The 25,000-nt window shown below is 46.5% G+C and carries 20 protein-coding genes and 3 pseudogenes; 7 read left to right on the top strand and 16 right to left on the bottom strand.

The window, feature by feature from the left end:
* Positions 1 to 97: 97 nt before the first annotated feature.
* The 3 genes from rpoE to MOB98_RS08625 all read right to left on the bottom strand — a co-directional run bounded on the left by rpoE (position 98) and on the right by MOB98_RS08625 (position 4,055).
* The gene (gene rpoE, locus MOB98_RS08635) at positions 98 to 619 is read right to left on the bottom strand and encodes a DNA-directed RNA polymerase subunit delta (RefSeq protein ID WP_268359980.1); all 522 of its coding nucleotides are present in this window, start codon (positions 617 to 619) and stop codon (positions 98 to 100) included.
* A 182-nt stretch (positions 620 to 801) separates the two neighbouring features.
* A complete protein-coding gene (gene acdA, locus MOB98_RS08630; RefSeq protein WP_268359979.1) occupies positions 802 to 1,941 on the bottom strand; it encodes an acyl-CoA dehydrogenase AcdA in 1,140 nt (379 codons plus the stop codon).
* A complete protein-coding gene (locus tag MOB98_RS08625; RefSeq protein WP_268359978.1) occupies positions 1,938 to 4,055 on the bottom strand; it encodes a heterodisulfide reductase-related iron-sulfur binding cluster in 2,118 nt (705 codons plus the stop codon). Before MOB98_RS08625 ends, acdA begins: the two co-directional genes overlap by 4 nt.
* A gap of 153 nt (positions 4,056 to 4,208) precedes the next feature.
* Between MOB98_RS08625 and cls (MOB98_RS08620) the strand changes: the two genes are divergently transcribed.
* The 3 genes from cls (MOB98_RS08620) (at position 4,209) to MOB98_RS08610 (ending at position 6,727) form a co-directional block, all read left to right on the top strand.
* Positions 4,209 to 5,399 (top strand): cardiolipin synthase, encoded by a 1,191-nt coding sequence (cls, locus tag MOB98_RS08620; RefSeq protein ID WP_268359977.1) that lies wholly within the window; start codon positions 4,209 to 4,211, stop codon positions 5,397 to 5,399.
* A 12-nt stretch (positions 5,400 to 5,411) separates the two neighbouring features.
* The gene (gene uvsE / locus MOB98_RS08615) at positions 5,412 to 6,374 is read left to right on the top strand and encodes a UV DNA damage repair endonuclease UvsE (RefSeq protein WP_268359976.1); all 963 of its coding nucleotides are present in this window, start codon (positions 5,412 to 5,414) and stop codon (positions 6,372 to 6,374) included.
* A gap of 80 nt (positions 6,375 to 6,454) precedes the next feature.
* The gene (locus tag MOB98_RS08610) at positions 6,455 to 6,727 is read left to right on the top strand and encodes a hypothetical protein (protein ID WP_268359975.1); all 273 of its coding nucleotides are present in this window, start codon (positions 6,455 to 6,457) and stop codon (positions 6,725 to 6,727) included.
* 97 nt (positions 6,728 to 6,824) lie between these two features.
* Here the strand turns inward: MOB98_RS08610 and MOB98_RS08605 are convergent.
* The 9 genes and pseudogenes from MOB98_RS08605 to arfM all read right to left on the bottom strand — a co-directional run.
* Positions 6,825 to 6,994 (bottom strand): annotated as a pseudogene (locus MOB98_RS08605) (dihydrofolate reductase family protein); the annotation flags it as partial.
* A gap of 9 nt (positions 6,995 to 7,003) precedes the next feature.
* Positions 7,004 to 8,731: an ABC transporter ATP-binding protein gene (locus tag MOB98_RS08600; protein WP_268359974.1), complete on the bottom strand. Its 1,728-nt coding sequence runs from the start codon at positions 8,729 to 8,731 to the stop codon at positions 7,004 to 7,006.
* A gap of 88 nt (positions 8,732 to 8,819) precedes the next feature.
* Entirely contained in the window at positions 8,820 to 10,322 is a 1,503-nt protein-coding gene (cls, locus tag MOB98_RS08595; RefSeq protein ID WP_268359973.1) for a cardiolipin synthase, read from the bottom strand.
* A gap of 102 nt (positions 10,323 to 10,424) precedes the next feature.
* Positions 10,425 to 10,775: pseudogene (locus tag MOB98_RS08590) on the bottom strand (YitT family protein); the annotation flags it as partial.
* Positions 10,776 to 10,857: 82 nt separating this feature from the next.
* Entirely contained in the window at positions 10,858 to 11,529 is a 672-nt protein-coding gene (gene narI, locus MOB98_RS08585) for a respiratory nitrate reductase subunit gamma (RefSeq protein ID WP_268359972.1), read from the bottom strand.
* Positions 11,526 to 12,080: a nitrate reductase molybdenum cofactor assembly chaperone gene (gene narJ, locus MOB98_RS08580; RefSeq protein ID WP_268359971.1), complete on the bottom strand. Its 555-nt coding sequence runs from the start codon at positions 12,078 to 12,080 to the stop codon at positions 11,526 to 11,528. The genes narI and narJ overlap by 4 nt, the downstream gene beginning before the upstream one ends.
* A 25-nt stretch (positions 12,081 to 12,105) precedes the next feature.
* Positions 12,106 to 13,569: a nitrate reductase subunit beta gene (gene narH, locus MOB98_RS08575; RefSeq protein ID WP_268359970.1), complete on the bottom strand. Its 1,464-nt coding sequence runs from the start codon at positions 13,567 to 13,569 to the stop codon at positions 12,106 to 12,108.
* Entirely contained in the window at positions 13,559 to 17,245 is a 3,687-nt protein-coding gene (locus tag MOB98_RS08570) for a nitrate reductase subunit alpha (RefSeq protein ID WP_268359969.1), read from the bottom strand. The genes narH and MOB98_RS08570 overlap by 11 nt, the downstream gene beginning before the upstream one ends.
* Before the next feature lie 217 nt (positions 17,246 to 17,462).
* A complete protein-coding gene (gene arfM, locus MOB98_RS08565) occupies positions 17,463 to 17,939 on the bottom strand; it encodes a Crp/Fnr family transcriptional regulator ArfM (RefSeq protein ID WP_268359968.1) in 477 nt (158 codons plus the stop codon).
* 143 nt (positions 17,940 to 18,082) lie between these two features.
* Here arfM and MOB98_RS08560 point away from each other — a divergent pair, with 143 nt between their 5' ends.
* Positions 18,083 to 18,802 (top strand): YwiC-like family protein, encoded by a 720-nt coding sequence (locus tag MOB98_RS08560; RefSeq protein ID WP_268359967.1) that lies wholly within the window; start codon positions 18,083 to 18,085, stop codon positions 18,800 to 18,802.
* A gap of 33 nt (positions 18,803 to 18,835) precedes the next feature.
* Here the strand turns inward: MOB98_RS08560 and fnr are convergent, their stop codons facing one another.
* From fnr to MOB98_RS08540, 4 genes are all read right to left on the bottom strand, one after another.
* Positions 18,836 to 19,552, bottom strand: a complete 717-nt coding sequence (fnr, locus tag MOB98_RS08555) for a fumarate/nitrate reduction transcriptional regulator Fnr (RefSeq protein ID WP_268359966.1) — start codon at positions 19,550 to 19,552, stop codon at positions 18,836 to 18,838.
* A gap of 100 nt (positions 19,553 to 19,652) precedes the next feature.
* A complete protein-coding gene (gene narK, locus MOB98_RS08550) occupies positions 19,653 to 20,840 on the bottom strand; it encodes a nitrate transporter NarK (protein ID WP_268359965.1) in 1,188 nt (395 codons plus the stop codon).
* Between the two features lie 134 nt (positions 20,841 to 20,974).
* A complete protein-coding gene (gene argS / locus MOB98_RS08545) occupies positions 20,975 to 22,645 on the bottom strand; it encodes an arginine--tRNA ligase (RefSeq protein WP_268359964.1) in 1,671 nt (556 codons plus the stop codon).
* The gene (locus MOB98_RS08540; RefSeq protein ID WP_268359963.1) at positions 22,642 to 23,070 is read right to left on the bottom strand and encodes a DUF1934 domain-containing protein; all 429 of its coding nucleotides are present in this window, start codon (positions 23,068 to 23,070) and stop codon (positions 22,642 to 22,644) included. Before MOB98_RS08540 ends, argS begins: the two co-directional genes overlap by 4 nt.
* Before the next feature lie 312 nt (positions 23,071 to 23,382).
* Between MOB98_RS08540 and sboA the strand changes: the two genes are divergently transcribed.
* The 3 genes and pseudogenes from sboA to albA all read left to right on the top strand — a co-directional run bounded on the left by sboA (position 23,383) and on the right by albA (position 24,995).
* A complete protein-coding gene (gene sboA / locus MOB98_RS08535) occupies positions 23,383 to 23,514 on the top strand; it encodes a subtilosin A (protein WP_003222002.1) in 132 nt (43 codons plus the stop codon).
* Positions 23,471 to 23,624: pseudogene (gene sboX / locus MOB98_RS08530) on the top strand (bacteriocin-like protein SboX). Before sboA ends, sboX begins: the two are co-directional and overlap by 44 nt.
* Before the next feature lie 24 nt (positions 23,625 to 23,648).
* On the top strand, positions 23,649 to 24,995 hold the full coding sequence (gene albA, locus MOB98_RS08525) for a subtilosin maturase AlbA (protein ID WP_268359962.1): 1,347 nt from the start codon (positions 23,649 to 23,651) through the stop codon (positions 24,993 to 24,995).
* Positions 24,996 to 25,000 lie beyond the last annotated feature (5 nt).

Raw genomic sequence — 25,000 nt, 5'->3', positions numbered from 1 at the left:
ACGTACTATGTTCTCTCTTCGTTTTTGAAGAGCCCAAAATACATACTACATAGTTCGACTATGAAAGTCAAGATCGTTTTGAAGATGAAATCTTATACTATTTGATATCCTCTTCTTCATCATCATAGTCTTCATCATCTTCATCAATCAGATCTTCTTCGATCTCAAGATCGTCGTCGTCTTCATCAAGATCTTCATCGTCAAAATCGTCAGCGTCAAGATCGAGTTCTTCCTCAACTTCATCCAAATCAAGGTCGTCTTCATCGATCTCTTCAAACTCGTCAAGATCAAGATCTTCTTCGACTGCTTTCTTCGCTTTTTTCTTTTTCGCTTTGACTGTCGGCTGAGTTTCTTCGTCAAGCTGATCATACGGATACCAGCTGCGAAGCCCCCACGTTTGGTCAGAAAGCGCCAGGAAGCGGCCGTCAATATTTAAATCTGTATAAAATTGAGCAATGCGGTCTCCAAGCTCTTCTTTTGTCACGCCGAGCAAAGATGCGATTTCATTTAAAAGCTCCTGAAAAGGAACTGGTTTTTTATGTTCTTCAAATAATTCGTGAGCGATTTCAACTAAAGCCATTTCCTTTAGCTCTTCCTGTGAATATTGTTTGATACCCAAGGTCGGACACTCCCTTTCTATTACTTATATGTATCTGTTTTATCAATAATGAAAGCGATTTTGTATCGTTCTTATACAAACCATACCTCTCATTATAAACAAAATAAAACAGAATATGCTACCCTTAACAGCGTTAATTTAAATAATTTTACAAGAGTGATCCGACTGATAGATGATTTGCGTCAATCCGCGAGCATTCTGGAGATGACAAGTCTTTGAATTTCTTGAGTGCCTTCATAGATTTGCGTGATTTTTGCATCACGCATATAGCGTTCAACCGGGTAATCTTTTGTATAGCCGTAGCCGCCGAAAATCTGCACGGCTTCGGTCGTCACCTTCATCGCCGTATCTCCCGCCAGCAGTTTGGACATGGCGGAAGCTTTTCCATATGGAAGGCCTGATGATTCCAGCCAGGCAGCCTGATAGGTCAATAGCCTTGAAGCTTCTATCATTGTAGCCATGTCCGCGAGTTTAAAAGCGATACCTTGCTGCTCGGCAATTGATTTTCCGAATTGCTTTCGCTCTTTTGCATATTGAAGCGCCGCATCGAGGGCACCCTGAGCGATACCCACGGCTTGTGCAGCTATGCCGTTTCTGCCTCCGTCAAGCGTCTTCATCGCGATTTTGAAGCCTTCCCCTTCTTCTCCGAGACGGTTTTCTGCGGGCACCACACAATCTTCGAACGTGATTTCCGTTGTGGGAGACGAGCGGATGCCCAGCTTCTTTTCTTTCTTGCCTGTCAAAAAACCTTCGAAATCTTTTTCTACTATAAAAGCGGATATGCCTTTTTTCTTTTTCTCGGGATCGGTGACTGCAAAAACAATGTAAACATCCGCAATCCCGCCGTTTGTGATAAACACTTTTGAACCATTTAATACATAGTCATCACCGATTCGTTCAGCAGTTGTTTTCATGCCGCCTGCGTCAGAACCTGAACCTGCTTCTGTTAAAGCGAAAGCGCCGATTTTCTCTCCAAGGGCCAGCTGTGTTAAGTAGTCTGTCTTCTGTTCTTCCGTCCCAAAGGCAAACAGCGGCCAGCTGCAAAGTGAAATATGGGCAGAAAGCGTCACACCGGTGGATGCGCACACTTTCGACAGCTCCTCCACCGCGATGACATAGGCCAGATAGTCACTTCCGATTCCGCCGTAATCTTCAGGCCACGGAATTCCCGTCAGCCCTAAATTTGCCATTTCCCGAAACAGCTCGCGGTCGAAGCGTTCATGTTCGTCGCGTTCTGCCGCTGTCGGGGCTACCTCATGCTTCGCAAAATCACGCATCAATTTTCGTATCATCTCGTGTTCTTCTGATAATGAAAAATTCATGGCCTCTCCCCCATAATCATATCAGCACCTAAGACGGATTGAGCCAGAAGCTCGGCGACGTCATATGTTTTGACTTGGTCTTCGGCTTCTTTCGCCTTTGTGCCGTCTCCAAGCATCGTGAGACAGTACGGACAGCCAGAGCTGATCACCGATGGGCTGACCGCGAGCGCTTGCTCTGTCCTGGCGACGTTAATCCTGTTGCCCGTTTCCTCCTCCATCCACATTAATCCCCCGCCGGCGCCGCAGCACATGCCGGTTTCCCTGTTTCTCTCCATTTCAATCAGCTCTACACCTGGAATGGCTTTTAAAATCTCCCTCGGCGGATCATAAACTTCGTTGTACCGGCCCAAGTAGCACGAATCATGGAAGGTAATCGTCTCATGAAGCGGGTGCTGCGGCTTTAATTTCCCATTCTTCACCAGCTCGGCCAGCACTTCTGTATGATGATAAACCTCGCCTTCAAAGCCGAAATCCGGATACTCGTTTTTAAATAAATTGTATGCGTGCGGATCAATCGTAACGATTTTTTTGACATCATTTTTTTCAAATTCAGAAATATTTTTTTCAGCCAGTTCCTGGAACAAAAATTCATTTCCGAGGCGGCGCGGTGTGTCTCCTGAATTTTTTTCTTTATTTCCGAGGATCGCGAAGGACACGCCCGCGTGATTGAGCAGCTTAGCAAAGGAGACCGCGATTTTCTGGCTTCTGTTGTCGTAAGACCCCATGGAGCCGACCCAAAAAAGGTACTCAAATTCTTTTCCTTCTTTTTTCATTTCTTTTACAGTCGGAATCTCAGCATCGGGGGCGGCGTCACGCCAATTTTCTCGCTCCTTGCGATTGAGGCCCCACGGATTTCCCTGCCGCTCGATACTCGTCATGGCGCGCTGTGCGTCACTGTCCATTTTTCCTTCTGTCAGTACAAGATAGCGGCGGAGATCGATGATTTTATCTACATGTTCATTCATGACCGGGCATTGATCCTCACAATTCCGGCAAGTCGTACACGCCCAAATTTCTTCCTCTGTTATGACGTCGCCGATTAAGCTCGGATTGTAATCCAGCGCGGCGGCAGCTTCCTGCGATCCGCTGCCCGCTGACGCTGCAGCCAGCTGATTGCCTCTCGTATGCCGGAACGCTGCCGCGGGCACCCATGGCGAACGTGAGGTGACGGCGGCGCCTTTTTCCGTGAGATGGTCTCTGAGACGCAAAATCAAGTCCATCGGCGACAGCATTTTTCCGGTGCCTGTTGCAGGGCACATATTGGTGCAGCGGCCGCACTCGACACACGCATACAAATCAAGCAGCTGGGACTGCCTGAAATCTTCAATTCTCCCCGCTCCATAGCTTTCTTTCGTTTCGTCGGTAAAATCGATTTTCTCAAGCTTTCCTGCCGATTCCATTCTGTTGAAAAAGACATTGGCAGGTCCGGCGATTAAGTGGGCATGTTTCGACTGAGGCACGTACACTAAAAAGCTCAGCAAAAACAGAAGATGCACCCACCATGCGATATAGAAAATGACCGCTGCGCCGGTTTTCCCGACTCCGCCAAGCAAAAACGCGATGCATGAAGCAATCGGCTCGCTCCACGAAAGCCCGTGCTCATGCCAGATCAGATTCATTCCGTTTCCAAGCAGAACCGTCAGCATTAACCCTCCGATAAAAATGAGAACAAGCCCTGCTTTGAAATTGCGCTTCAGCCTGACGAGCTTTTCAATATAACGTCTGTAGAATGCCCAGCCCACAGCGATTAAAATGAGAAACGTAACGATTTCCTGAAAAAAGGTGAAGGCGGGATAGACAGGGCCAAGCGGCAGATTCCGATCGGGAGCCAGTCCTTTGATGATAAAGTCAATCGCTCCGAACTGAACCAATATAAATCCGTAGAAAAACATAACGTGAATCATTCCGCTTTTCTTGTCCTTAAGCAGTTTTTTCTGCCCGAATACATTCACCCAAATGGCTTGGAGCCGTTCCTTAATCCGTTTATCAAATTGTTCTTTCTGGCCGAGCCTGATATAGGCCAGTCTCGTTTTGACCAAGTAAACAAACAAATAGACAGCGTAAGCGGTTACAACCAGAAATAACAAAGCATTTGCGATGAGAAAGCCGCTCATTTCAATTCCCCCTTTTTACTGATAAAGACCGCGATCCCCTACCCTCGAATCTGTTTAAGATTATCTTAATGATAAATAATGAATGAGTGTTCAGTCAATAATTAAATTCCTGCTGTTCGGGCACACTACCTTTACTACGAAAGGAGTGCCGGGATGAAGATATTTTTCGTCATTCTCATCATACTATTGGCTTTCATTCTGCTTGATATCTTCTTGGGACGCGCCGTTTATAAAAAAAACGCGTACGAGCCTGTTTTTTCAAAAAAGAAGAGTGATATTGAATTGATCCACTGCGGCGCTGATCTTGTCGATCGGCTGATGGAAGACATCCGCCGGGCCGTTTCCTCTGTTCACGTGATGTTTTTTATTATGAAAAACGATGAAGTCAGCCACAATATGTTTACGCTGCTGAAGGCAAAAGCTAAATCGGGCGTTTCCGTCTATTTGCTGCTGGATTGGTCAGGCAGCCAAAAAATAAAAAAACCGGCACTGAAAACGATGAAAAATGCCGGGGTTCATGTTCATTTTCTTAACAAACCTCGTTTTCCTTTTGTCTTTTTTCATATACAAAAACGGAATCACCGGAAAATTGCTGTGATAGACGGGAAGATCGGGTATATCGGCGGTTTTAACATCGGTGAGGAATACCTTGGGAAGAAGGCGAAGTTCGGCAATTGGGAGGATTATCATTTGCGCATGAAGGGAGAGGGTGTCCGCGATCTTCAGACGCTATTTACAGCCGACCTGAAACGAAATACCGGATCTGCTGAACTGAGTCCGGATGTTTGGCCGGAGCTTTCGCAAGGGAATATCTCTCATAAGATTTATGCGACTGACGGTTATTCACTTGAAAAAACGTATTTGGCAAATATCGCGCAGGCAAAAGAGCGCATTACCATTTGCACACCTTATTATATTCCGACAAAACCGCTTCAGCAGGCCTTGGTTAAAGCAAGAAAAAACGGTGTAGCGGTTACCATAATTGTACCGATGAAATCAGATCATCCGTTGGTCAGAGAAGCAGCTTTCACGTATTATTCGGAGCTCTTGGATGCCGGCTGTCTCATCTACCGTTTTTACCAAGGGTTTTATCATGTGAAAGCCCTGATCATTGATGATCATTTCAGCATTATCGGCACCGCCAATTTTGATCAGCGAAGCTTTTTTTTAAATGAAGAGGTGAATGTTGAAATCGATAATGAGGCATTTACAAAAGAAGTCTATGCGACGATTGAAGAGGATATGAAAAGGTCAGAGCTGCTGACAAAGGAGAATTTCAAAAAACGCACATTCAGGCAGCGCCCGGCTGAATGGATTGGCAGAGCAATATCTTATTTTTTATAAAGGAGAGTTCCTATGATTTTCAGATTCGGGTTCGTTTCAAACGCGATGAGCCTTTGGGATGCGTCTCCCGCTAAAACATTGACATTCGCACGTTATTCCAAGCTTGCAAAGGATGAAAGAAAAGAAGCGCTTCTGACTGTGACAAAAGCCAATTTGCGCAATACGATGAGAACCCTTCACTATATCATCGGCCACGACATTCCGTTGTACCGCTTTTCCAGTTCGATTGTGCCGCTGGCCACGCATCCCGATGTAATGTGGGATTTTGTGACGCCGTTTCAAAAGGAGTTTCGGGAGATCGGAGAGCTTGTTAAAACACATCATCTGCGAACAAGCTTTCACCCCAATCAATTCACCCTGTTTACGAGCCCGAAGGAGTCCGTCACACAAAATGCGGTAACTGATATGGCGTATCACTACCGTATGCTTGAAGCCATGGGCATTGCTGATCGCTCTGTTATTAACATTCATATTGGCGGCGCTTACGGAGATAAAGAAACCGCCACTGCTCAATTTCATCAAAATATGAAGCAGCTGCCGGAGGAGATCAAACAGCGGATGACGCTTGAAAATGACGATAAAACATATACGACGGAAGAAACGCTTCAGGTCTGTGAGCAAGAGAATGTTCCGTTTGTCTTTGACTTTCATCATTTTTACGCCAACCCAGATGATCACGCAGACCTGAATGAAGCACTGCCCCGGATGATCAAAACGTGGGAGCGAATCGGGCTGCAGCCAAAGGTTCACCTGTCTTCCCCAAAATCGGAGCAAGCCATACGCAGCCATGCCGATTATGTTGACGCCAACTTTTTGCTGCCGCTGTTAGAACGCTTTAGGCAATGGGGAACGAATATAGATTTCATGATCGAAGCAAAGCAGAAAGACAAGGCGCTTCTCCGCCTGATGGATGAGTTAAGCTCCATCCGCGGTGTCAAACGCATCGGCGGCGGGGCTCTCCAATGGAAATCATAAATGTGCAAAATTAGGTTTACAGTTCGTCCGCTCTGGGAACATACGCTATATAAGACAACAATCGATGGAGGAGAAAGATCATGAAAAACATCAAGTCTCTGAAAGTAGCCGCGCAGGCATTTACTTTAAGAAATTTGATTCATCTTTATAAAATGTGCCATTCCGGTAGCCACGAGGTTTATATTTATTCAAAGAAAACAATGTGCAAAATCAAAAGCTTAATTGAGCTTGAAACGTTCCGCATGGCTCATAATGAAAAAGAATATCTGATTGTAGTGGAAGGAACAAAAGCGTCACAGCTGGTTGAAAAATTCAAAAATATTATCGAGCCTGCTGAAAGAGAAGCGCTTTAACTTACATATTAAAAAGGATAGACATCTTGTCTATCCTTTTTGTTATGGTCTTACATAAACCGCCTGTCCGAATTTTAAGCGCAGCTTTTTTTCATTTGTGTTCATATGTGCTCCGGCCTAAGATGACGGTATCTACAGTCTGATAAAACGCAATGTACCGTTATTGCCTTCACCTTCAAATTCATCCAGCCAATCAATGCTTCCATCTTCTCTTGCGATCATCCCGTCCAACGAAACCGCAATGTACAGCACATTTTTCCTATCCATATTTCCCTCCTATTGCTGCACCATTTGCCCAAATTGCGCTTGATGCAGCCTGCTGTAAAGACCGCCGGCTTGAATCAGGTCATGATGGCGTCCTTGTTCTTCGATCCCGTTCTTTGTAACCACCACAATTCTGTCTGCGTCTTTGATCGTCGCCAGCCTGTGGGCGATGACGAGCGTCGTGCGCCCCTCCGACAATTCTTGAAGTGCCTTTTGAATCGCCGCTTCTGTTTCTGTATCAAGGGCCGAGGTCGCTTCGTCCAGAATCAGGATCGATGGATTTTTCAAGAACATCCGTGCAATGGACAGCCGCTGTTTTTGCCCGCCGGAAAGCTTCACGCCGCGTTCACCGATGATGGTATCCAATCCATCAGGCATGCTATGGACAAGCTCTTCCAGATGCGCCTGCTTCACAGCCTGCCAAATGTCTTCTTCCGATGCGCCTAAACGGCCGTAGGCGATATTTTCTCTAAGCGTGCCCGAAAATAAGAAAACGTCCTGCTGCACGACACCAATCTGCCCCCGCAGCGAAGACAGCGTCATGTCTTTAATATTGATGCCGTCGATGGTAATGTCACCCTCCGATGCTTCATAAAAGCGCGGAAGCAGACTGCAAAGCGTTGATTTTCCCGCGCCTGACGGGCCGACGAACGCAACCGTCTCCCCTGCTTGAATGGACAGGTTAATGTCTTTGAGGACGTTGTGATGGTCATCATAGCCAAATGAAACATGTTCATAGCGGATATTGCCCTTTAGGCCGGATACGTCTCTCGCATCAGGAGAATCCTGAATATCCGGTTCTGTTTCCATCAGTTCCATATAGCTTTTGAAACCGGCGATGCCCCTCGGATACATTTCGATAATGGCATTAATTTTGTCAATGGGCCTGAACAGCACATTCGTCAGGAGCACAAACGCCACGAATTCCCCATACGATAAGGAGCCGCGAATGACAAACCACGTTCCGCACAAGAGGACAAACAGCGTGACAAACCGGGTCAGCATATAGCTGATTGAACCGTTTTTCGCCATGATTCTGTATGAGGAAAGCTTTGTGATACGGAAACGCTGATTGTTGACGGCAAAGCGTTCCTTTTCAAACGCTTCATTGCCGAACGCCTGCACGAGCCGAATGCCGCCGATATTATTTTCTACACGCGCGCTGAAGTCTCCGATATCTTTGTTCAGTGTTGTAAATGCTTTGGTCATTTTTTTGTTGAAATAAAGCGCAAGCCAAATGACAATCGGCATGATGATAAACGTTAATAATGCCAGCTGCCAGTTAATGAACAGCATGACCCCGAACGCCCCGAGAATGGTCATGACGGCAATGAATAAATCTTCCGGTCCGTGATGGGCAACTTCGCCGATGTACATTAAATCGTTCGTCAGCTTCGACATCAGCGTTCCTGTCTTGTTGTTGTCGTAAAATTTAAATGATAGCTTTTGCAAATGGTCAAAAAGCGACTTTCTCATATCAGTCTCGATATTGATCCCAAGCATGTGCCCCCAGTATGTGACGATATACTGGAGAGCCGAGCTGAGCGCATACACCGCAAATAAGCCGATTGAGGTGGCGATAATCAGTCCCCAGTCTCTTCCAGGAAGCAAGGTATCAATAAAATAATTGACGATCAAAGGAAAACTCAGCTCCATTAAGCCTCCCGCAATCGCCGAGAAAAAGTCGAGAAAGAACAACGTTTTATATGGTTTATAATACGAAAAAAATTGCCGAAGCACCCTATCTTCCCCCAATGCATAAATAACTGATAATTTTTCTCAATTATACTATACACCGGCAGTTTTGAAAGATCAGATTTCTTTTTTCTTACAGAACCCCCGAAAACAGACGGGCAAACGATTCTTTTGTCCGGTCAGCCATTCCTCTTTTATAAAAGCCGACTGGGCTGAGTTTGTCACTATCCAGCATATCCTCTTCGAAATGGTCTTCAAGGGTACGAATGGCTTCCGTATCCGTGAAGAATACGTTCACTTCAAAGTTGAGCTGAAAGCTGCGCATGTCCATATTCGCGGTGCCAACCGAGGCGAGATCTCCATCCACGATGATGACTTTTTGATGCATGAAGCCTTTTTGATAGGAATAGACTTCAATGCCCTCAAGAAGCAGTTCTGGAAAATAGGATCTCGATGCGTATTCCGTTAAAAAGCTGTCATTCTTCTCCGGCACCATAATCCTTACCTCTACGCCTTTTGTCGCCGCAGCTTTTAGCGCCGTGCGTATGGACTCATTCGGGACAAAATAGGGCGTGGCAATCCATATTGATTTCTGTGCTGAGGAAATCATTTCATAATAGAGGTCGCTCATGCTTTCCTTCATGTCAGGGCCTGTTGCGACAATTTGATAAATGCCCCCTCCCTCAACAGGAACCGGCCTATTGTACTCTTCTTGATCAATTAACACTTCGTTGGAGACATATTCCCAATCCAGCATGAAAATAGCGTGAAGCGTTTGCACAATTTCTCCTTCCAGCCGCAGGTGAGTATCTCTCCAAAACCCGATGTGCGGATCTCTGCTGATATATTCCTTCCCGACATTTAATCCGCCCACAAAACCGATGTTTCCATCGATGATCACGATTTTCCGGTGATTTCTGAAATTCAGCTTCTGATTAAAAAATCCGTATTTCAGCGGAGAAAACGGAACAATGTCCACTCCCGCTTGTTTCATTTTCATGATATCTCTTCTTGCCAGCTTGATGCTTCCTGCAGCGTCATATAAAAACCGCACCTCGACACCCTGGCGCGCTTTCTCCATCATAATGTCCATCATGCCGCGGCCGAGCATGTCTGATTTAAACATGTAGTATTCAATATGTATATAGGATTTCGCCTTCCGCATCGCTTTGAAAATGTCCGGGAAGGTTTCCTCGCCGTTTTTCAGCACTTTGATATTGCTTTTCGTATTGATATTCATATGGGCAGCCCTGATGGAATACGTAAAGAACCGTTCTTGATTGTCCTTAAGCCCTGTCACTTCCGGCGTTTCCTCCATGTCAAACAGCTTTCTGAGCTTTTCCCTGTTGTACATTCGTTTTGTCTTAAACAGCTTCCCCTTCACATAGAGCTGTCCGGAAAACAGATAAAACATGTAGCCGACGATTGGAAAAAAGACAAGGATGTGAATCCATAACAGCGTGTGCTGCGAGGTGCGGTTCTCAAGAATTAACGAATAGATGCTGAACAAAATAATGCTTGTATAGCAAAGCACTCCCCCGTAAAATTCAAGCCTGGAAACCGGAAAAAACCATATGACATATGCCCCGATAAGCATCATATATAAAAAGAAAAACTCCAGTCTCCGTTTCAGCATCCATACTCTCTCCATTCTGATTCGATTACCTTCGTATTACCTCTTTTTTCTAATGTGTAAACCTTTGCAGAAGAATGGCCTCTCCGCCTAAGGCGGAAAGGCTTATGATGAGGCTTCCTGTGATTGGCCGGATGTGAGGTTCTGGAGCAAACCAGGCTTGAGGGAGTGGCCGCTTTTGATTTTATTTTTGAAGTAGCTGACGATCAGGCCCGTGACCGCAATCGACACTAAGGAGCAGCCCCCTATCAGCAAGCCGACGGAAAAGATGCCGGCCAGCACTACGGCTAAATCGAAGAGAAAATGAACTGTCCCGGGGTTCCATCCATACCGTTTTTGCAGAAATAAAGCAAGAATATTGGCGCCGCCGAGTGAAGCCTGATGATAAAACATGAGCGAAAGGCCGAATCCAATCAGCGCCCCGCCGCAAATTGCCCCGGCAAGCGGCGAAAAAGAGAGCCATTGCCTTGGCAGAAAATATCTTGCGTTTTTATTTTTTCACCAAGATAAAAAAATCCCCCTCTTTCAGGGGGGATTTTTACGAGCGTTTTCGATATACGACATAGCTGCGGGTCAAATATTTGAGCGGCAGGCTGAACACGTGAACCAATCTCGTAAACGGCCACAGAATAAAAACAACGTATCCGATAACAATATGAAACTTAAACCATAGCGGGACACTCTCCATCAAAGAGGCGTCAGGCCTGAACAAAGCGATTTCTCTGAACCACGGCCCGACTGTTGTCCGGTAATCGAATCCCTTCGAATCAATATTGAGAAACGTGGCCGCAACGCCCGACAGCATCATGAACAGCAGCAGAATGAGAATAAGAATATCCGCAGGCGAGCTGGTTTTGCGGATTCTTTTGTCAAACAGCCTTCTGTACGTCAGGATGATAAGTCCGATACAGGCCACAATTCCCGCCGGGAGGCCTGCGCCAATCGCCATTTTATGATACACATGCTCTGAAATGCCGATTCCAGAATACACGCCTACCGGGATCAGAATTCCCATGATATGGCCGCCGACGACACACAGTATGCCCCAGTGAAAAAGGGTGCTGCCCGCCGCGAGTTTTTTCTTTTCTAACAGCTCGCTTGATTTCGCCGTCCAGCCAAATTGATCATGCTGATAGCGGTAAATATGGCCGCCGATAAAAATCGTCAATACAATGTATGGCATCACGCCCCACAGGATCTGTCCGCTCATGCCTGAACAGCCCCTTCAATGCTTTCACGCACGCCGATGTTTCCCAGCGCGGCCAGCAGCACGTGCAGCAGCTCCGCATAGATGCTGTCATTTTTTTCGAGGCGGGATGCCAGCTCCCTCACATTGGACAAATATTTCTCAAACACACTTCTTGCTGCTTCAATTTCCGCAATCGCGGCAAATTCCAGCATAAGCGGCAGGTAATCAGGCAGCTCTTTCTCTGTCGGCAGGAAGCCGGATTGCTGGTATGTGTTTTTTAAATGCAGCAACTCAATGCCTCGTTCCCTTTGCTCGCCTGAGTTAAAGTAGGTGACATACATATTCGTTTTTTTCCCGAAGTCAAACGTATAGACGTAGTGTTCAATCAGAGCTTCCTGAGAAAAGCCGGCTGTCGCATCGAAAAAGTGCAACAGCTTCTCACACATTTGCTGATTGTTCATTTCATGGATAAGAGCCTTCCAATCGGGAAGCTCGGCTCTCCACTCTTCATCCGGATAAGAAAGAAGATAGGAAAGAGCAGAAAACGTGATTTGCCGGTCTGTGGTGTTCATCTTGTTACACCTCATTTATCAAAAGTTAGAAGCAAGAGCCTGGGCCGCCAGAAAATGACAAGCCGCAGCTCCCTTGTTCAGCATATAAATCTGACACTTCTTCCCGGTGGCTGCTTGGAATCACAAAGCGGTCATCGTATTTGGCGATTGCAAGCAGCCGATACATGTCTTCAATTTGCTGTTCTGTTAAGCCGACACTGGAGATCAGTGCCGGGTCGACGGTTTTATTCGTCTGGACCGCTCTCATATACTGGCGCATGACAGACATTTTCTTTAATGTTGACCGAATATGATCCGTATCACCGGCCGTTAACAGCTGCGCCAAATAGTTTATCGGTATTCTCATTTGGTCGATAGCCGGAAAAATATCTTCCGCGGACTGCCGGCTGCCTTTTCCTTCAAAGAGATTCATAATCGGGCTCAGCGGCGGAATGTACCAAACCATCGGCAGTGTGCGGTACTCAGGGTGAAGCGGCAGCGCAATCTTCCAGTCGATGATCATTTTATAGATCGGCGATTGCTGCGCGGCCTCTATCCATTCAGCCGGAATGCCTTGTTCTTTTGCCAGTTTGGCAATTTCAGGATCATTCGGATCAAGAAAAACATCCAATTGGGAAAGATAGAGATCTTTTTCATTTTCAACAGATGCTGTTTCCTCCACTTTGTCCGCGTCATACAGCATGACGCCGAGGTAGCGGATTCTGCCTACACACGTCTCAGAGCAGATGGTCGGCAGTCCCGCCTCCAAGCGCGGAAAGCAGAGTGTGCATTTTTCCGCTTTGTTCGTTTGCCAATTAAAATAGACTTTTTTATAAGGACAGGAAGAAACGCAATATCTCCATGAGCGGCATGCGTTTTGATCCACAAGCACAATGCCGTCTTCCTCGCGTTTGTACATGGCGCCGGACGGGCAGGAGGAAACGCAAGCCGGGTTGATGCAGTGCTCACAAATACGCGGCAGATACATCATAAAGACTTCATCGAATTCTGTTTTGATCGATTCCTCCATTTTTGGCACGTTTGGGTCCTCAAGCCCCGTTATGTGGCCGCCTGCGAGATCATCCTCCCAGTTCGGTCCCCATTCAATATTCATAAAGTCTCCGGTCAAGGACGATTTCGGGCGAGCCACTGGCTGGTTTTTTTTCTGCGGGCTGTTTGTTAATGTTTCATAATCATAGTTCCAAGGCTCATAATAATCATCAATCGTCGGCTGATTCGGATTATAGAAAAGGCCTGCAAGCCGATTCGTTTTCGGGCCGGATTTCAGCTCGAGCTTTCCTTTTTTCAATGTCCAGCCGCCTTTATATTTGTCCTGGTCCTCCCATTGCTTCGGATAGCCGATGCCCGGCTTTGTTTCTACATTATTAAAGTACATATATTCCGCACCGGCACGGTTTGTCCACGTGTTTTTGCAGGTGACGCTGCACGTGTGGCAGCCGATGCATTTATCCAAGTTCATGACCATACCGATTTGCGCTTTAATCTTCAAGCCAATCGACCTCCTTCAGCTTGCGGATGACGACGTTCAGGTCGCGCTGATTCCCTGTTGGACCGTAATAATTAAAGCCGTAGCTGAGCTGGGCATAGCCCCCGATCATCTGCGTCGGCTTGACGTGTATCCTTGTCGGGCTGTTATGGGTGCCTCCGCGGTTATTTGTCAGTTTCGTGCCGGGCACATTGATGTGGCGATCCTGGGCATGGTGCATAAACGCCATTCCTTTAGGAATCCGGTGAGACAAAACCGCTCTCGCGACGACAACACCGTTTCGGTTAAAGCATTCAATCCAATCGTTATCTTTGATATCCGTGTCCTCTGCATCATCTTTATTCATCCACACCGTCGGCCCGCCGCGGAACAACGTCAGCATTGGCAGGGAATCAAAATACATGCTGTGGACAGACCATTTATTATGCGGCGTCAAATAATTGAGGACAATTTCTTTCCCCTCTTGATCAGGCCGCTTGCTCAGAAACGGACGATGCTGGAGGATCGGTTTAAATGTCGCCATCGTTTCACCGAATTCCATCATCAGTTCATGATCGACATAATAGGATTGTCTGCCAGTCAGTGTTCGCCATGGGATTAATTTTTCTACGTTCGTCGTAAACGGCGAGTACCTGCGTCCGCCTTTTTCTGAGCCGGTAAATGCCGGAGACGTGATAACCGTTTTCGGCTGGGCTGTAATTTGTTCGAACGTAAAGCATTCTTCCTCGCGCTCTTCCGCCAGGTCTTTCAGTTTCAGGTTTGTGATGTTTTCAAGTGATTCCCATGCTTTGACGGCGACCTTTCCATTCGAAGTGGATGATAGGGTTAAAATCGCTTCTGCTGCCTGCTTTGCATCACTTATATTTGGACATCCCTTTGCGACGCTGTCCGAGGTGATGTCTCCCAGTCTCTTTTTGAGTGATTCATATTCATCGGCTATCGACCAGCTCATTCCTTTTGTTCCGCTCGGCTTTAAAGCGGCGTTAGGACCGAGCGCGGTCATTTTATGAAAAATGTGCTTGTAATCCCGTTCAACAACTTGGATATTTGGCATCGATTTTCCCGGTATGGCCTCACATTCGCCCTTGCTCCAGTCCTTGATTTTGCCGAACGGCTGGGCTAATTCCTGCATGGTGTCATGGAGGAGCGGCGTCGCGACCACTTCTTTCACCGGCTCCATATCGACTTCTTCTGCCAGATCGGAAACGGCTTTTGACAGAGCCTTAAAAATATCCCAGTCTGATTTCGATTCCCACGGAGCCGAGATGGCCGGAGCAAAAGGATGGATAAACGGATGCATATCCGTGCTGCTGAGATCGTGTTTTTCATACCATGTCGCCGCCGGCAGCACGATATCGGAATATAGCGCCGTACCAGCCATTCGAAAATCAAGATTGATTAATAAGTCGAGCTTTCCTTCCGGTGCCTGGTCCCGCCATTTGATTTCTTCCGGACGGATGCTGTCGCTGTCGTCATTCATCAAACCGTTCGTCGTCCCCAGCAAATGCTTGAGAAAATATTCGTGCCCTTTTCCTGAGCTGGAGATCAGATTCGCTCGCCATACGAAGAGATTCCTAGGAAAATTCACTTCATTGTCAGGATCTTCAATTGCGAATTTCAGTTTTTTCTCTTGGAGCTGTGAGGCCACGTACGCACCTACGTCTTCAGGTGTTGCCGCCCCTGCCTTTTCAGCTTCTTTGTACAGATCGATGCCGTTTTGATTAAAAGTCGGGTATGACGGAAGCCACCCTAGCCGCGCCGCCAGCACATTGTAATCGGCGTGGTGCTTGTAGCGGGATGACGCAGCGATCGGTGAAGCCAGGTCACTGATCGGCTGGTCCTCGTAACGCCACTGGTCTGTCGCAAAGTAGAAAAATGAGGTGCCGTTTTGCAGTTTAGGCACGCCTTCCCAGTCCTTTGCATTTGCAATCGTCTGCCATCCTTCAGCAGGACGGAGCTTTTCCTGCCCCACATAATGGGCCCAGCCTCCGCCGTTTACGCCTTGGGCGCCTACCAGTAAAACAAGATTTAACACTGCCCGGTAGATTGTGTCGGAGTTGAACCAGTGGTTAATCCCCGCTCCTACGATAATCATGGACCGGCCGTCTGTATCGATCGCATTCTGGGCAAATTCTCGGGCAATTTTAATGACAGCTTCTTTTTTGATTCCTGTCATCTGTTCCTGCCAGGCAGGCGTAAACGGCTCAGGATCATCATAGGAGAAAGCTGATCGTTTGCCGATGCCCCGGTTCACGCCGTAGTTAGCCAGGATCAAGTCAAACACAGTCGTAACGTACGTCTCTTCACCGTTCAGGTGCATTTTTTTAATAGGAAGATCCCGATCAAGCACTTTGTTTCCGTCATTTGAAAAATACGGGATGCGCACCGTGCCGATTTCGTCTTCTATTCCCAGCACAGAGAGACGGGGTTCAATCGGTTCCCCGGTTTCTTCATCAATCATGTGCAGGTTCCATTTCTGCTGCCCATCCCAGCGCGAGCCCATTGTCCCCTGCGGTATGGCAAATGCGCCTGTCTGTTCATTCCAGACTGCAGGCTTCCACTGATCATGCTTTGTCTGCCGCCCGATGTCCTTCGCATGAAGAAACCGGCCCGCTGTATATACGCCATTTTCCTTTGACAGGGTGACGAAGAATGGAAAATCGGTGTATTGCTTCGCGTACTCAATAAAACGTTCAGTTTCTTGGTTCACGTAAAATTCCTGCAAAATGACGTGACCCATGGCCATCGCAAGCGCCCCATCAGTCCCTTGGCGGATACTCAGCCAGTCATCCGCAAACTTTGAGGATTCTGCAAAATCCGGACTGATCGAAATGACCTTAGCGCCTTTATAGCGGGCCTCCGCCAAAAAATGCGCGTCAGGCGTTCTCGTTAATGGAACGTTGGAGCCCCATGTGATGATATAGCCCGAATTGTACCAATCACTGCTTTCCGGAACATCCGTCTGGTCACCCCAGATTTGCGGGGATGCCGGGGGAAGATCCGCATACCAGTCATAAAAACTGAGCATAGGGCCGCCGATTAACGACATAAACCGGGAGCCTGAGGCATGGCTGATCATGGACATAGCCGGAATCGGAGAAAAACCGACGTTCCGGTCTGGCCCGTATTTCATCACTGTATACAGCAGAGAGGCTGAAATCAGCTTCAGCACCTCCGGCCATTCAGCGCGCACAAAACCGCCTTTCCCTCTCGCCTGTTTATAGGACTTCGCTTTTTCAGGGTTTTCCACAATCGATTTCCAGGCTTCCAATGGATTTTGATGCGTCTGCAGTGCTTCCCGCCACAAATGAATCAGCACACCGCGCACGTATGGATATTTCACACGGAGCGGGCTGTAGATATACCATGAAAAACTCGCCCCCCGCGGACAGCCTCTCGGTTCGAAATCAGGCATATCGGGGCCTGTTGATGGATAATTTAGGTTTTGCCCTTCCCATGTGACAATGCCGTTTTTCACATAGATATTCCAGCTGCAAGACCCCGTGCAATTGACGCCATGGGTGGAGCGAACGACTATGTCGTATTGCCATCTGTTTCTGTATACATTCTCCCAATCGCGATCTTCGCGGGTGGTTTGGCTATGTTTATTTGAATGGTGTTCGATAGGAGAGAAATAATGTAATCTCCTAAACAACGGACTCATTTTCTTTTTCTTCATAAGAGTTCACTCCTTCCGAGTCAGGTGATGCTAAGTTCCACTATAAACAGAGACAGCGTGTTTCCTTGTGAACTATGTCACACACTCTGCTTTTTTCACAAAATGTTCACACATGGGTGAAGGAAGAACTTTCACAGGATGTAATGAACGCGGCGATCAGGAAGGCCTCCTCATTAGCCGCCTGTCATGTAAAGAAGATCAAAACACCCGGTTCTCATTAGGAACCGGGCTCGGCGTTTTCATCCTGTGAGGTATGCAGGTACCGCAAAAATAATTGATAGGAACAAAAGACATTTTGCTGAAGCATGGCCAAAAAGTTCATTTGCAGCTGCGCATTGTAAGACATCATTTTCTTAAATATGTAATAAGGGATATTGAGTATTAGAATATCAGGAGAGGCATTGACTGAGATAAATGGCGATAAATACAGCCCGCCTTTTTCATCAATCGGAAACACATCGCCTTTTTCCCACAGCGCAACGGTTTTCGATCCTTCAGGGAGCCTGCTGTCCATAAAACGGACACTTCCTTTTAATACAATATAGACGGATTGAGAATGAAGAAAGGATGGAGACTGATCACATAAGCCGCAGATAAATGTCCCATTTTTCAGCAAGGTTTCGACAATGGATTGAGGCACTTCATTAAACATGGGAAGTTGTTTCAGAAAAAATAAATAGTCACACTGATTCATAGGAAAGCCTCCTGTGTTAAGGATAGCTTTAGTGTAGCCCGATTGAGCCTGTACAGCAGTGATGTATTTCACAGCTTGTATGATGAATGTCACTCATCTGGAGGATGACAGCATTTATAATGAAATTAAAAAGGAGGATTTTGATGAAGGCGCTAATTCCGAAGCAGCACGGTGCATGGGCGATGCTGCTGATTCCATTTTTGCTCGGGATGGTCAAGGGAGGCCCTGTTTTCTGGCATATTCCGCTCTTCCTAGGCTGGCTTTTCCTTTACTTGGCGGTTTATCCCGTTTCGCTCGCCTTGAAAAAGAAACAAATCAAACCCTATCAAAAGTGGATATGGTTTTACGGTTTTCCGGCCTGCTGCTTTTTGATTGTCTCTGTTTTTCATAAGCCGCCGCTCTTCTGGGTTGGCGTTTCTTTATTGCCGCTGTTTCTCATCCATATGTATTATGCCCGCCGAAAAAACGAACGGGCGCTAGTGAATGATATTGCGGGTGTCTTGTTCTTTTGTTCAGGCGGGCTTGCAAGCTGCTGGCTGGGGACTGGAACACTCGACGGCTGGGCTTGGTTTATATTCATGCAATCCGCTTTATTTTTTATCGGGAGTTCCTTTTATGTGAAGTCGGTGATACGGGAGAGAAAAAACAGGGCATTTGCATACTGGTCATGGGGATATCACCTGCTGCTCCCCTTTCTAGCGGCTCTTCTCGGAGCAGGATGGGCTTTTCTTGCTTTTATTCCAAGCAGTTTGCGGGCATGGTTCTTTCACGGAAGGAATTGGCCTGTCAAAACGGTCGGCATTCTGGAAATCGTGAATGCCTGCGTCTTTTTCGCCGTCATGTGTCTCTTTATCACAAGATGAAAAACCAAGGACCGCCAGCGGCCCTTGGTTTTCTCAGTCAATATTGCAAATCTCCAGCGGACAGTTTTCACATTCAATCTCGCATCGTAAAAAATCCCGCTTGTGCAAAATAATTTTTCCGGATTCGTCTATCGAAATAACCCCTTGTTTGCGGAGATCTCCCAGCATGCGGTTGACACTTTCTCTTGCTGCTGCGCAAAATTTTGCCAAATCCTGATTTGTCAGCGTAATATTAATCAGAATGCCGTCGCTTCGTTCCACCCCATAGCTGTTTGATAAGCGGATAAGAGTGGAATAGAGCGCACCCTTTTTGCCGTGAAGCAGCAGATCCCTGATTTTGGACTGTATTTTCCGGAGATGGGTGCTCATCCATTTCATAAACTCAAATGTCAAAGCACCGTTTTGGATTAATTCCTTTTCCAGCTTGTTTTTATTAATGACGAGCACCTCGCCATCCTCTAGCACCTTTGCACTGAGCATATATCTCGGTTCCTCAGTAAAAAGTGTTAATTCCCCGACGATATCGTTTTTTTGGCAGATTCTAAGCGTCAGGTCTTTACCGTCAGACGTCAGCTTGCCAATTTCAATGAGTCCCGATTGAATCAGATAAAGCTCTTCTGCATCCATTCCTTCTCGAAACAAATACGTGTGTTTTTCCATTTTTCTTTTCGTGCTGATTGATTCCAGCAATTCATGCAGACTGCTGGAAAGAAAGTCACTATCAGATGGTCGGACAGAGAGAAAATTCATGAGCTCACCTCGAAGAAAGTCACGTTGCGTATGTTTATTGTAACGTGAATTGATTTGCACCCACCCAGAAAAAACTAACAATCTTGTGAATGCCCCATTGCTAGTTGACGCTCTGACTGTTTCTCTCCATGTGCGTTTTCATTCTTTCCTGCCAATACATCCATATGACAAGAACAAAGCTCGCTAACGCTACTTCTGAAAGCGCCATAAAGCCGATCGCGTATTGGCCTGTTGCCTGAAAGACACTCGCCAGTATCAGCGGAGGGAAAAAACCTCCTAATCCGCCCATAGCAGACACAATCCCGTTGGCAATTCCCGCTTGCTTCGAAAAATAGAAAGGCACCAGTTTAAAAACGGTCCCGTTTCCTATGCCTGAGCAGACTGCCACCGTTAATGACCCAAACGTATAAAGGCCGATCGTCGGCGAAAATGATAAGATGATGCCTGATAAAGTAAGCCCCGCAAATATGAACATCAAGATGCGGAGCGGGCTCATTTTATCAGCCAGGAATCCGCCCGCAGGCCTGAGCAGCGTGGAGACGGCAATAAAGCCAGCCGTCCGCAAACCGGCGTCCGCTGGATTCAGCCCAAAGTGCTCCGCCAGAAAGTTCGGCAGATAGATGGTGAAGGCGACAAAGGCGCCAAACGTAATAAAATAAAACAAGCTTAAAAACCACAGAATATGATTTCGATAAACGGCTTTGATTTGAGTTTTTACGGAAACATTCACTTTTTTCTCATGCCGGTCTCCAAACAATACGTGCAGCAATGCAAAGACAGCCAGCAGCACCATATACATCTGCACGGTTGCTTTCCAGCCCGCAGTTTGTGCGATAACAGGCGCCGCAAATGTGGTAATGGCGGTTCCGATGTTTCCGGCTCCATAAATCCCATTGATGACACCGTGCTTTTCTTTCGGATAATACTTCGGAAGGGATGTCACTCCAATGGAGAATACCGCTCCCCCGATCCCTAAGAAAAAACCGCCCGCGATTAAGTCAAACAAAGAATCCGCGATACTGATCCAAAACACCGGAAGCAAAAGCAGGATGAAGCTGATCATAAACATCAGCCGCGCGCCAAACCTGTTCGTCAAATACCCTAAAGGAATGCGGAGTAGCGATCCAAGAATCACGGGAATCGCCGTCACCAAAGAAATCTCGCCTTTGCTTAAAGGAATATCTAATGTGATTTGGGAAATAAGTGATGAAATCAGAACCCAAACCATAAACCCTGCCACCAAGCTTAATGACTGTAACGATAATTGAATGTGTTGACGGTTGATCATTTGGCTTGCCCCTTTCAATGATTCAATAATCAGTCTTATCATACAAAAACTCAGCAAACAGGATTGTGAATTACATCACACGTTTTCCTCATAAAAAAGGGCAAAGTCCGAAGACTTTGCCCTTTCGTCATCAATTACATTTTTTCCGGAGCCGATACGCCGATCAGCTGAAGCGCGTTGTTCAGCGTAATTTGCGTTGCCTTCATTAAAGCCAGGCGTGCGCGGCTCTTCTCTTTATTTTCAGGATCAATGACCTTCTCTGCATTGTAGAAGCTGTGCAGAGCAGAAGCCAGATCATAAATATAGTTTGTGACACGGTGCGGAATTCGCTTTTCCGCCGCTTCCGCCACTGCCTCTGGGAAGCCGCCGATCGTTTTCAGCAGGTCATATTCTTTTTCTGATTGAATATGGCTGAAATCAAGATCCGCCGCCGGCTTAAGTCCCTGCTCTTCCCCTTGGCGAAGCATGCTGCAAATACGGGCATGTGCGTATTGTGCATAATACACAGGGTTTTCGTTAGATGTTGATACAGCAAGATCTAAGTCAAAATCCATATGCGTATCCGCACTGCGCATCGCAAAGAAGTAACGAACGGCATCCAAGCCGACTTCTTCAATCAGGTCGCGCATCGTTACCGCTTTACCCGTCCGTTTGCTCATTTTCATTTTCTCGCCGTTTTTGTAAAGGTGTACGAGCTGAATGATTTCTACTTCAAGCGTTCCTTTTTCATAGCCCAGCGCTTCGATTGCCGCTTTCATACGCGGGATGTAGCCGTGGTGATCGGCGCCCCAAACGTTGATCAGCTTATCAAAGCCGCGGTCAAGCTTGTCCTTATGGTATGCGATATCAGGCAGCAGGTACGTGTACGTGCCGTCCTTCTTGATCAATACGCGGTCTTTATCATCGCCGAACGCCGTGGAGCGGAACCAAGTCGCGCCGTCTTCTTCATAGACATGGCCTTTTTCGCGGAGCGCTTCAAGCGCCGTGTCGATTTTTCCGTTTTGGTACAGTGACGTTTCGGAATACCACACATCGAACGGCACACGGAAGTTCTCCAAGTCCTTGCGAAGCTTTTCCAGCTCGTATTTCAGGCCGTATTCACGGAAAAACGCGAGGCGTTCGCTTTCCTCTTCGTTGACGAAACGGTCGCCGTATTCCTCAGCGAGACGCTTTCCGATTGCAATGATATCCTCGCCGCGGTAGCCATCCTCAGGCATCGGTTTTTCCAAGCCGAGCGCTTCAAAGTAACGGACTTCAACAGAAAGCGCCAGGTTGTTGATTTGGTTTCCGGCATCGTTAATGTAGTATTCGCGGCTCACATCATAGCCCGCTTTTGAAAGAACATTGCACAGGGAATCGCCGACAGCTGCACCGCGCGCGTGGCCGAGGTGAAGGTCTCCCGTCGGATTCGCTGATACGAATTCTACCTGGATGCGCTCACCTTTTCCGATGTTCGTTTCCCCGTATGCTTCCCCTGCTTCCAATACAGACGGAATCAGCTTTGTTAAATATTGATTGTTCATATAGAAATTGATAAAACCCGGGCCGGCGATATCCAGTTTTTCAATCGAAGCCTTTCCTTTATCAAAATGAGCGACAATTTCTTCAGCGATTTGGCGCGGCGCTTTTTTTGCGACTCTCGCCAGCTGCATCGCCATATTTGTTGAGTAATCGCCGTGTGTTTTATCTTTCGGTGTTTCTAAAACGACATTAGGAAGCTGGCTTTCTTCAGCCAGTCCCGCTTTCAGAACGGCCGCTTTGATTTCTTCTTTCAGCACGTCCTTCATTTGTTCCGCAATGTTCATGCGTGAGTTCCTCCCTCATACGTGATCGTCATATTATGTAAATGCTGCTGCTCGTCTCCGACATGCATGTCATATGCGATGCTGATACGGCCTTTTTCTTCACCGAGATCAGAATGTATCGATTTTGTGCTTGTTTTCAGCTCAAGCTCACCAAATGACATCTTATATTTAGCAATTGTGGCAGCTCCCGTTACGAAACGCTGATTCATTTTGACAGCGCCTGACCTCATGACCAGCACTTCGCCTTCGCTCACTTTCACAATCGTTTTTACTTTGCCTAAGTCGTGTTCTTCATAATAAGATAGATACACTTTATTTTGTTTTACATAGTAAAATCCGGTGGTGCGGAATTCGATGACTTCCTGATTACCGTCATCCTCGATCACAGACTTCACATGGATTGTTATCGGTGTCTCCTGCTTCATTCTGACACGTCCTTTTCATCATTCCACTTTGACTTGAATAGTATAATCATTCGGTTTGTAAACTTCAACTGCTTCTATCTTACCATCATTGCTCATCAGATTTGAAGATAAACCTCATAAAAAGCATTTCCTTAATAGAAGAGAAAATGATATCACTAATTACCCTTAGGAAATGTTACACTTTTCTGAAATCTAACGTTTTCATTTCACATTTTCTTCAAAATATATGTATTGAATTGGTAATTTAATAGTTTTATCATAAAAGTACAACATAGATCTGCTAGAAAAAACAAAAAAAGGGAGGATTCAATTATGAAAAAAGCTGTCATTGTGGAAAACAAAGGTTGTGCAACATGCTCGATCGGAGCCGCTTGTCTAGTGGACGGTCCTATCCCTGATTTTGAAATTGCCGGTGCAACAGGTCTATTCGGTCTATGGGGGTAAGGATCTCCCAAAAGGGCATAGTCATTCTACTATGCCCTTTTTAAGTAAATTACAATTTTTAACTAAAAATCTACCTCTTGGTTATACATACACAACCGTTTTTCATTTGAATCATATGCAGAGGGGATGGTATTTTGTTTATAGAGCAGATGTTTCCATTTATTAATGAAAGTGTAAGAGTTCACCAGCTTCCTGAGGGCGGCGTGTTAGAAATCGACTACTTGCGTGATAATGTTTCGATTTCTGACTTTGAGTATTTGGATCTTAACAAAACGGCTTATGAGCTTTGCATGCGAATGGATGGGCAAAAAACGGCTAAACAGATTTTAGCAGAACAATGCGCTGTGTACGATGAATCACCGGAAGACCATAAAGACTGGTATTATGACATGCTCAACATGCTCCTGAACAAGCAGGTCATCCAGCTGGGAAATCGGGCCGACCGCCATACAATTACCACGAGCGGAAGCAATGAATTTCCAATGCCGCTGCACGCCACCTTTGAGCTGACGCACCGCTGCAATTTGAAATGCGCCCACTGTTATTTGGAAAGCTCGCCGGAAGCGCTCGGCACCGTATCGATTGAGCAATTTAAGAAAACGGCTGATATGCTGTTTGATAACGGAGTATTGACATGTGAAATCACGGGCGGAGAAATCTTTGTCCATCCGAACGCCAATGAGATTCTTGACTATGTGTGTAAAAAGTTCAAAAAGGTCGCTGTCTTAACAAATGGAACACTCATGCGAAAAGAGAGCCTGGAGCTTTTGAAGGCATACAAGCAAAAAATCATTGTCGGCATTTCCCTTGATAGTGTCAATTCTGAGGTCCACGATTCCTTTAGAGGGAGAAAAGGCTCTTTTGCCCAAACTTGTAAAACGATAAAATTGTTGAGTGACCACGGTATATTTGTCAGAGTCGCCATGTCCGTTTTTGAAAAAAACATGTGGGAAATCCACGAGATGGCCCAAAAGGTTCGAGATCTCGGGGCGAAGGCGTTCTCTTACAATTGGGTTGATGATTTCGGAAGAGGCAGAGATATCGTCCACCCAACGAAAGATGCCGAGCAGCACCGCAAATTTATGGAGTACGAGCAAAATATCATTGATGAGTTTAAAGATCTGATTCCGATTATTCCCTACGAGAGAAAACGCGCGGCAAATTGCGGCGCTGGCTGGAAATCCATCGTAATCAGCCCGTTCGGTGAAGTACGTCCGTGCGCACTCTTTCCAAAGGAATTTTCATTGGGAAATATCTTTCATGATTCATATGAAAGCATCTTTAACTCCCCTCTCGTCCATAAACTGTGGCAAGCGCAGGCACCGCGGTTCAGCGAGCATTGCATGAAAGACAAATGCCCGTTCAGCGGTTATTGCGGGGGCTGTTACCTAAAAGGACTGAACTCTAACAAATATCACCGGAAAAACATTTGCTCCTGGGCGAAAAATGAACAATTAGAAGACGTGGTCCAGCTTATTTAGGAGGG

Origin of the sequence: Bacillus sp. N13C7 (assembly GCF_026790065.1) — a bacterium.
In the GTDB taxonomy this organism is placed as follows: domain Bacteria; phylum Bacillota; class Bacilli; order Bacillales; family Bacillaceae; genus Bacillus.
Note: the sequence above shows the minus strand (reverse complement) of the source record. Positions and strands in the feature narration are given on the sequence as shown.

Bases quoted from the DNA above. Each gene is read 5' to 3' on its own strand.
- argS (WP_268359964.1), bottom strand. From the start codon at position 22,645: ATGAACATTGCGGAACAAATGAAGGACGTGCTGAAAGAAGAAATCAAA.
- MOB98_RS08570 (WP_268359969.1), bottom strand. From the start codon at position 17,245: ATGAAGAAAAAGAAAATGAGTCCGTTGTTTAGGAGATTACATTATTTC.
- uvsE (WP_268359976.1), top strand. From the start codon at position 5,412: ATGATTTTCAGATTCGGGTTCGTTTCAAACGCGATGAGCCTTTGGGAT.
- acdA (WP_268359979.1), bottom strand. From the start codon at position 1,941: ATGAATTTTTCATTATCAGAAGAACACGAGATGATACGAAAATTGATG.
- MOB98_RS08540 (WP_268359963.1), bottom strand. From the start codon at position 23,070: ATGAAGCAGGAGACACCGATAACAATCCATGTGAAGTCTGTGATCGAG.
- sboA (WP_003222002.1), top strand. From the start codon at position 23,383: ATGAAAAAAGCTGTCATTGTGGAAAACAAAGGTTGTGCAACATGCTCG.
- cls (WP_268359973.1), bottom strand. From the start codon at position 10,322: ATGCTGAAACGGAGACTGGAGTTTTTCTTTTTATATATGATGCTTATC.
- MOB98_RS08560 (WP_268359967.1), top strand. From the start codon at position 18,083: ATGAAGGCGCTAATTCCGAAGCAGCACGGTGCATGGGCGATGCTGCTG.
- MOB98_RS08625 (WP_268359978.1), bottom strand. From the start codon at position 4,055: ATGAGCGGCTTTCTCATCGCAAATGCTTTGTTATTTCTGGTTGTAACC.
- narI (WP_268359972.1), bottom strand. From the start codon at position 11,529: ATGAGCGGACAGATCCTGTGGGGCGTGATGCCATACATTGTATTGACG.
- cls (WP_268359977.1), top strand. From the start codon at position 4,209: ATGAAGATATTTTTCGTCATTCTCATCATACTATTGGCTTTCATTCTG.
- MOB98_RS08610 (WP_268359975.1), top strand. From the start codon at position 6,455: ATGAAAAACATCAAGTCTCTGAAAGTAGCCGCGCAGGCATTTACTTTA.
- arfM (WP_268359968.1), bottom strand. From the start codon at position 17,939: ATGAATCAGTGTGACTATTTATTTTTTCTGAAACAACTTCCCATGTTT.
- narK (WP_268359965.1), bottom strand. From the start codon at position 20,840: ATGATCAACCGTCAACACATTCAATTATCGTTACAGTCATTAAGCTTG.
- fnr (WP_268359966.1), bottom strand. From the start codon at position 19,552: ATGAATTTTCTCTCTGTCCGACCATCTGATAGTGACTTTCTTTCCAGC.
- narJ (WP_268359971.1), bottom strand. From the start codon at position 12,080: ATGAACACCACAGACCGGCAAATCACGTTTTCTGCTCTTTCCTATCTT.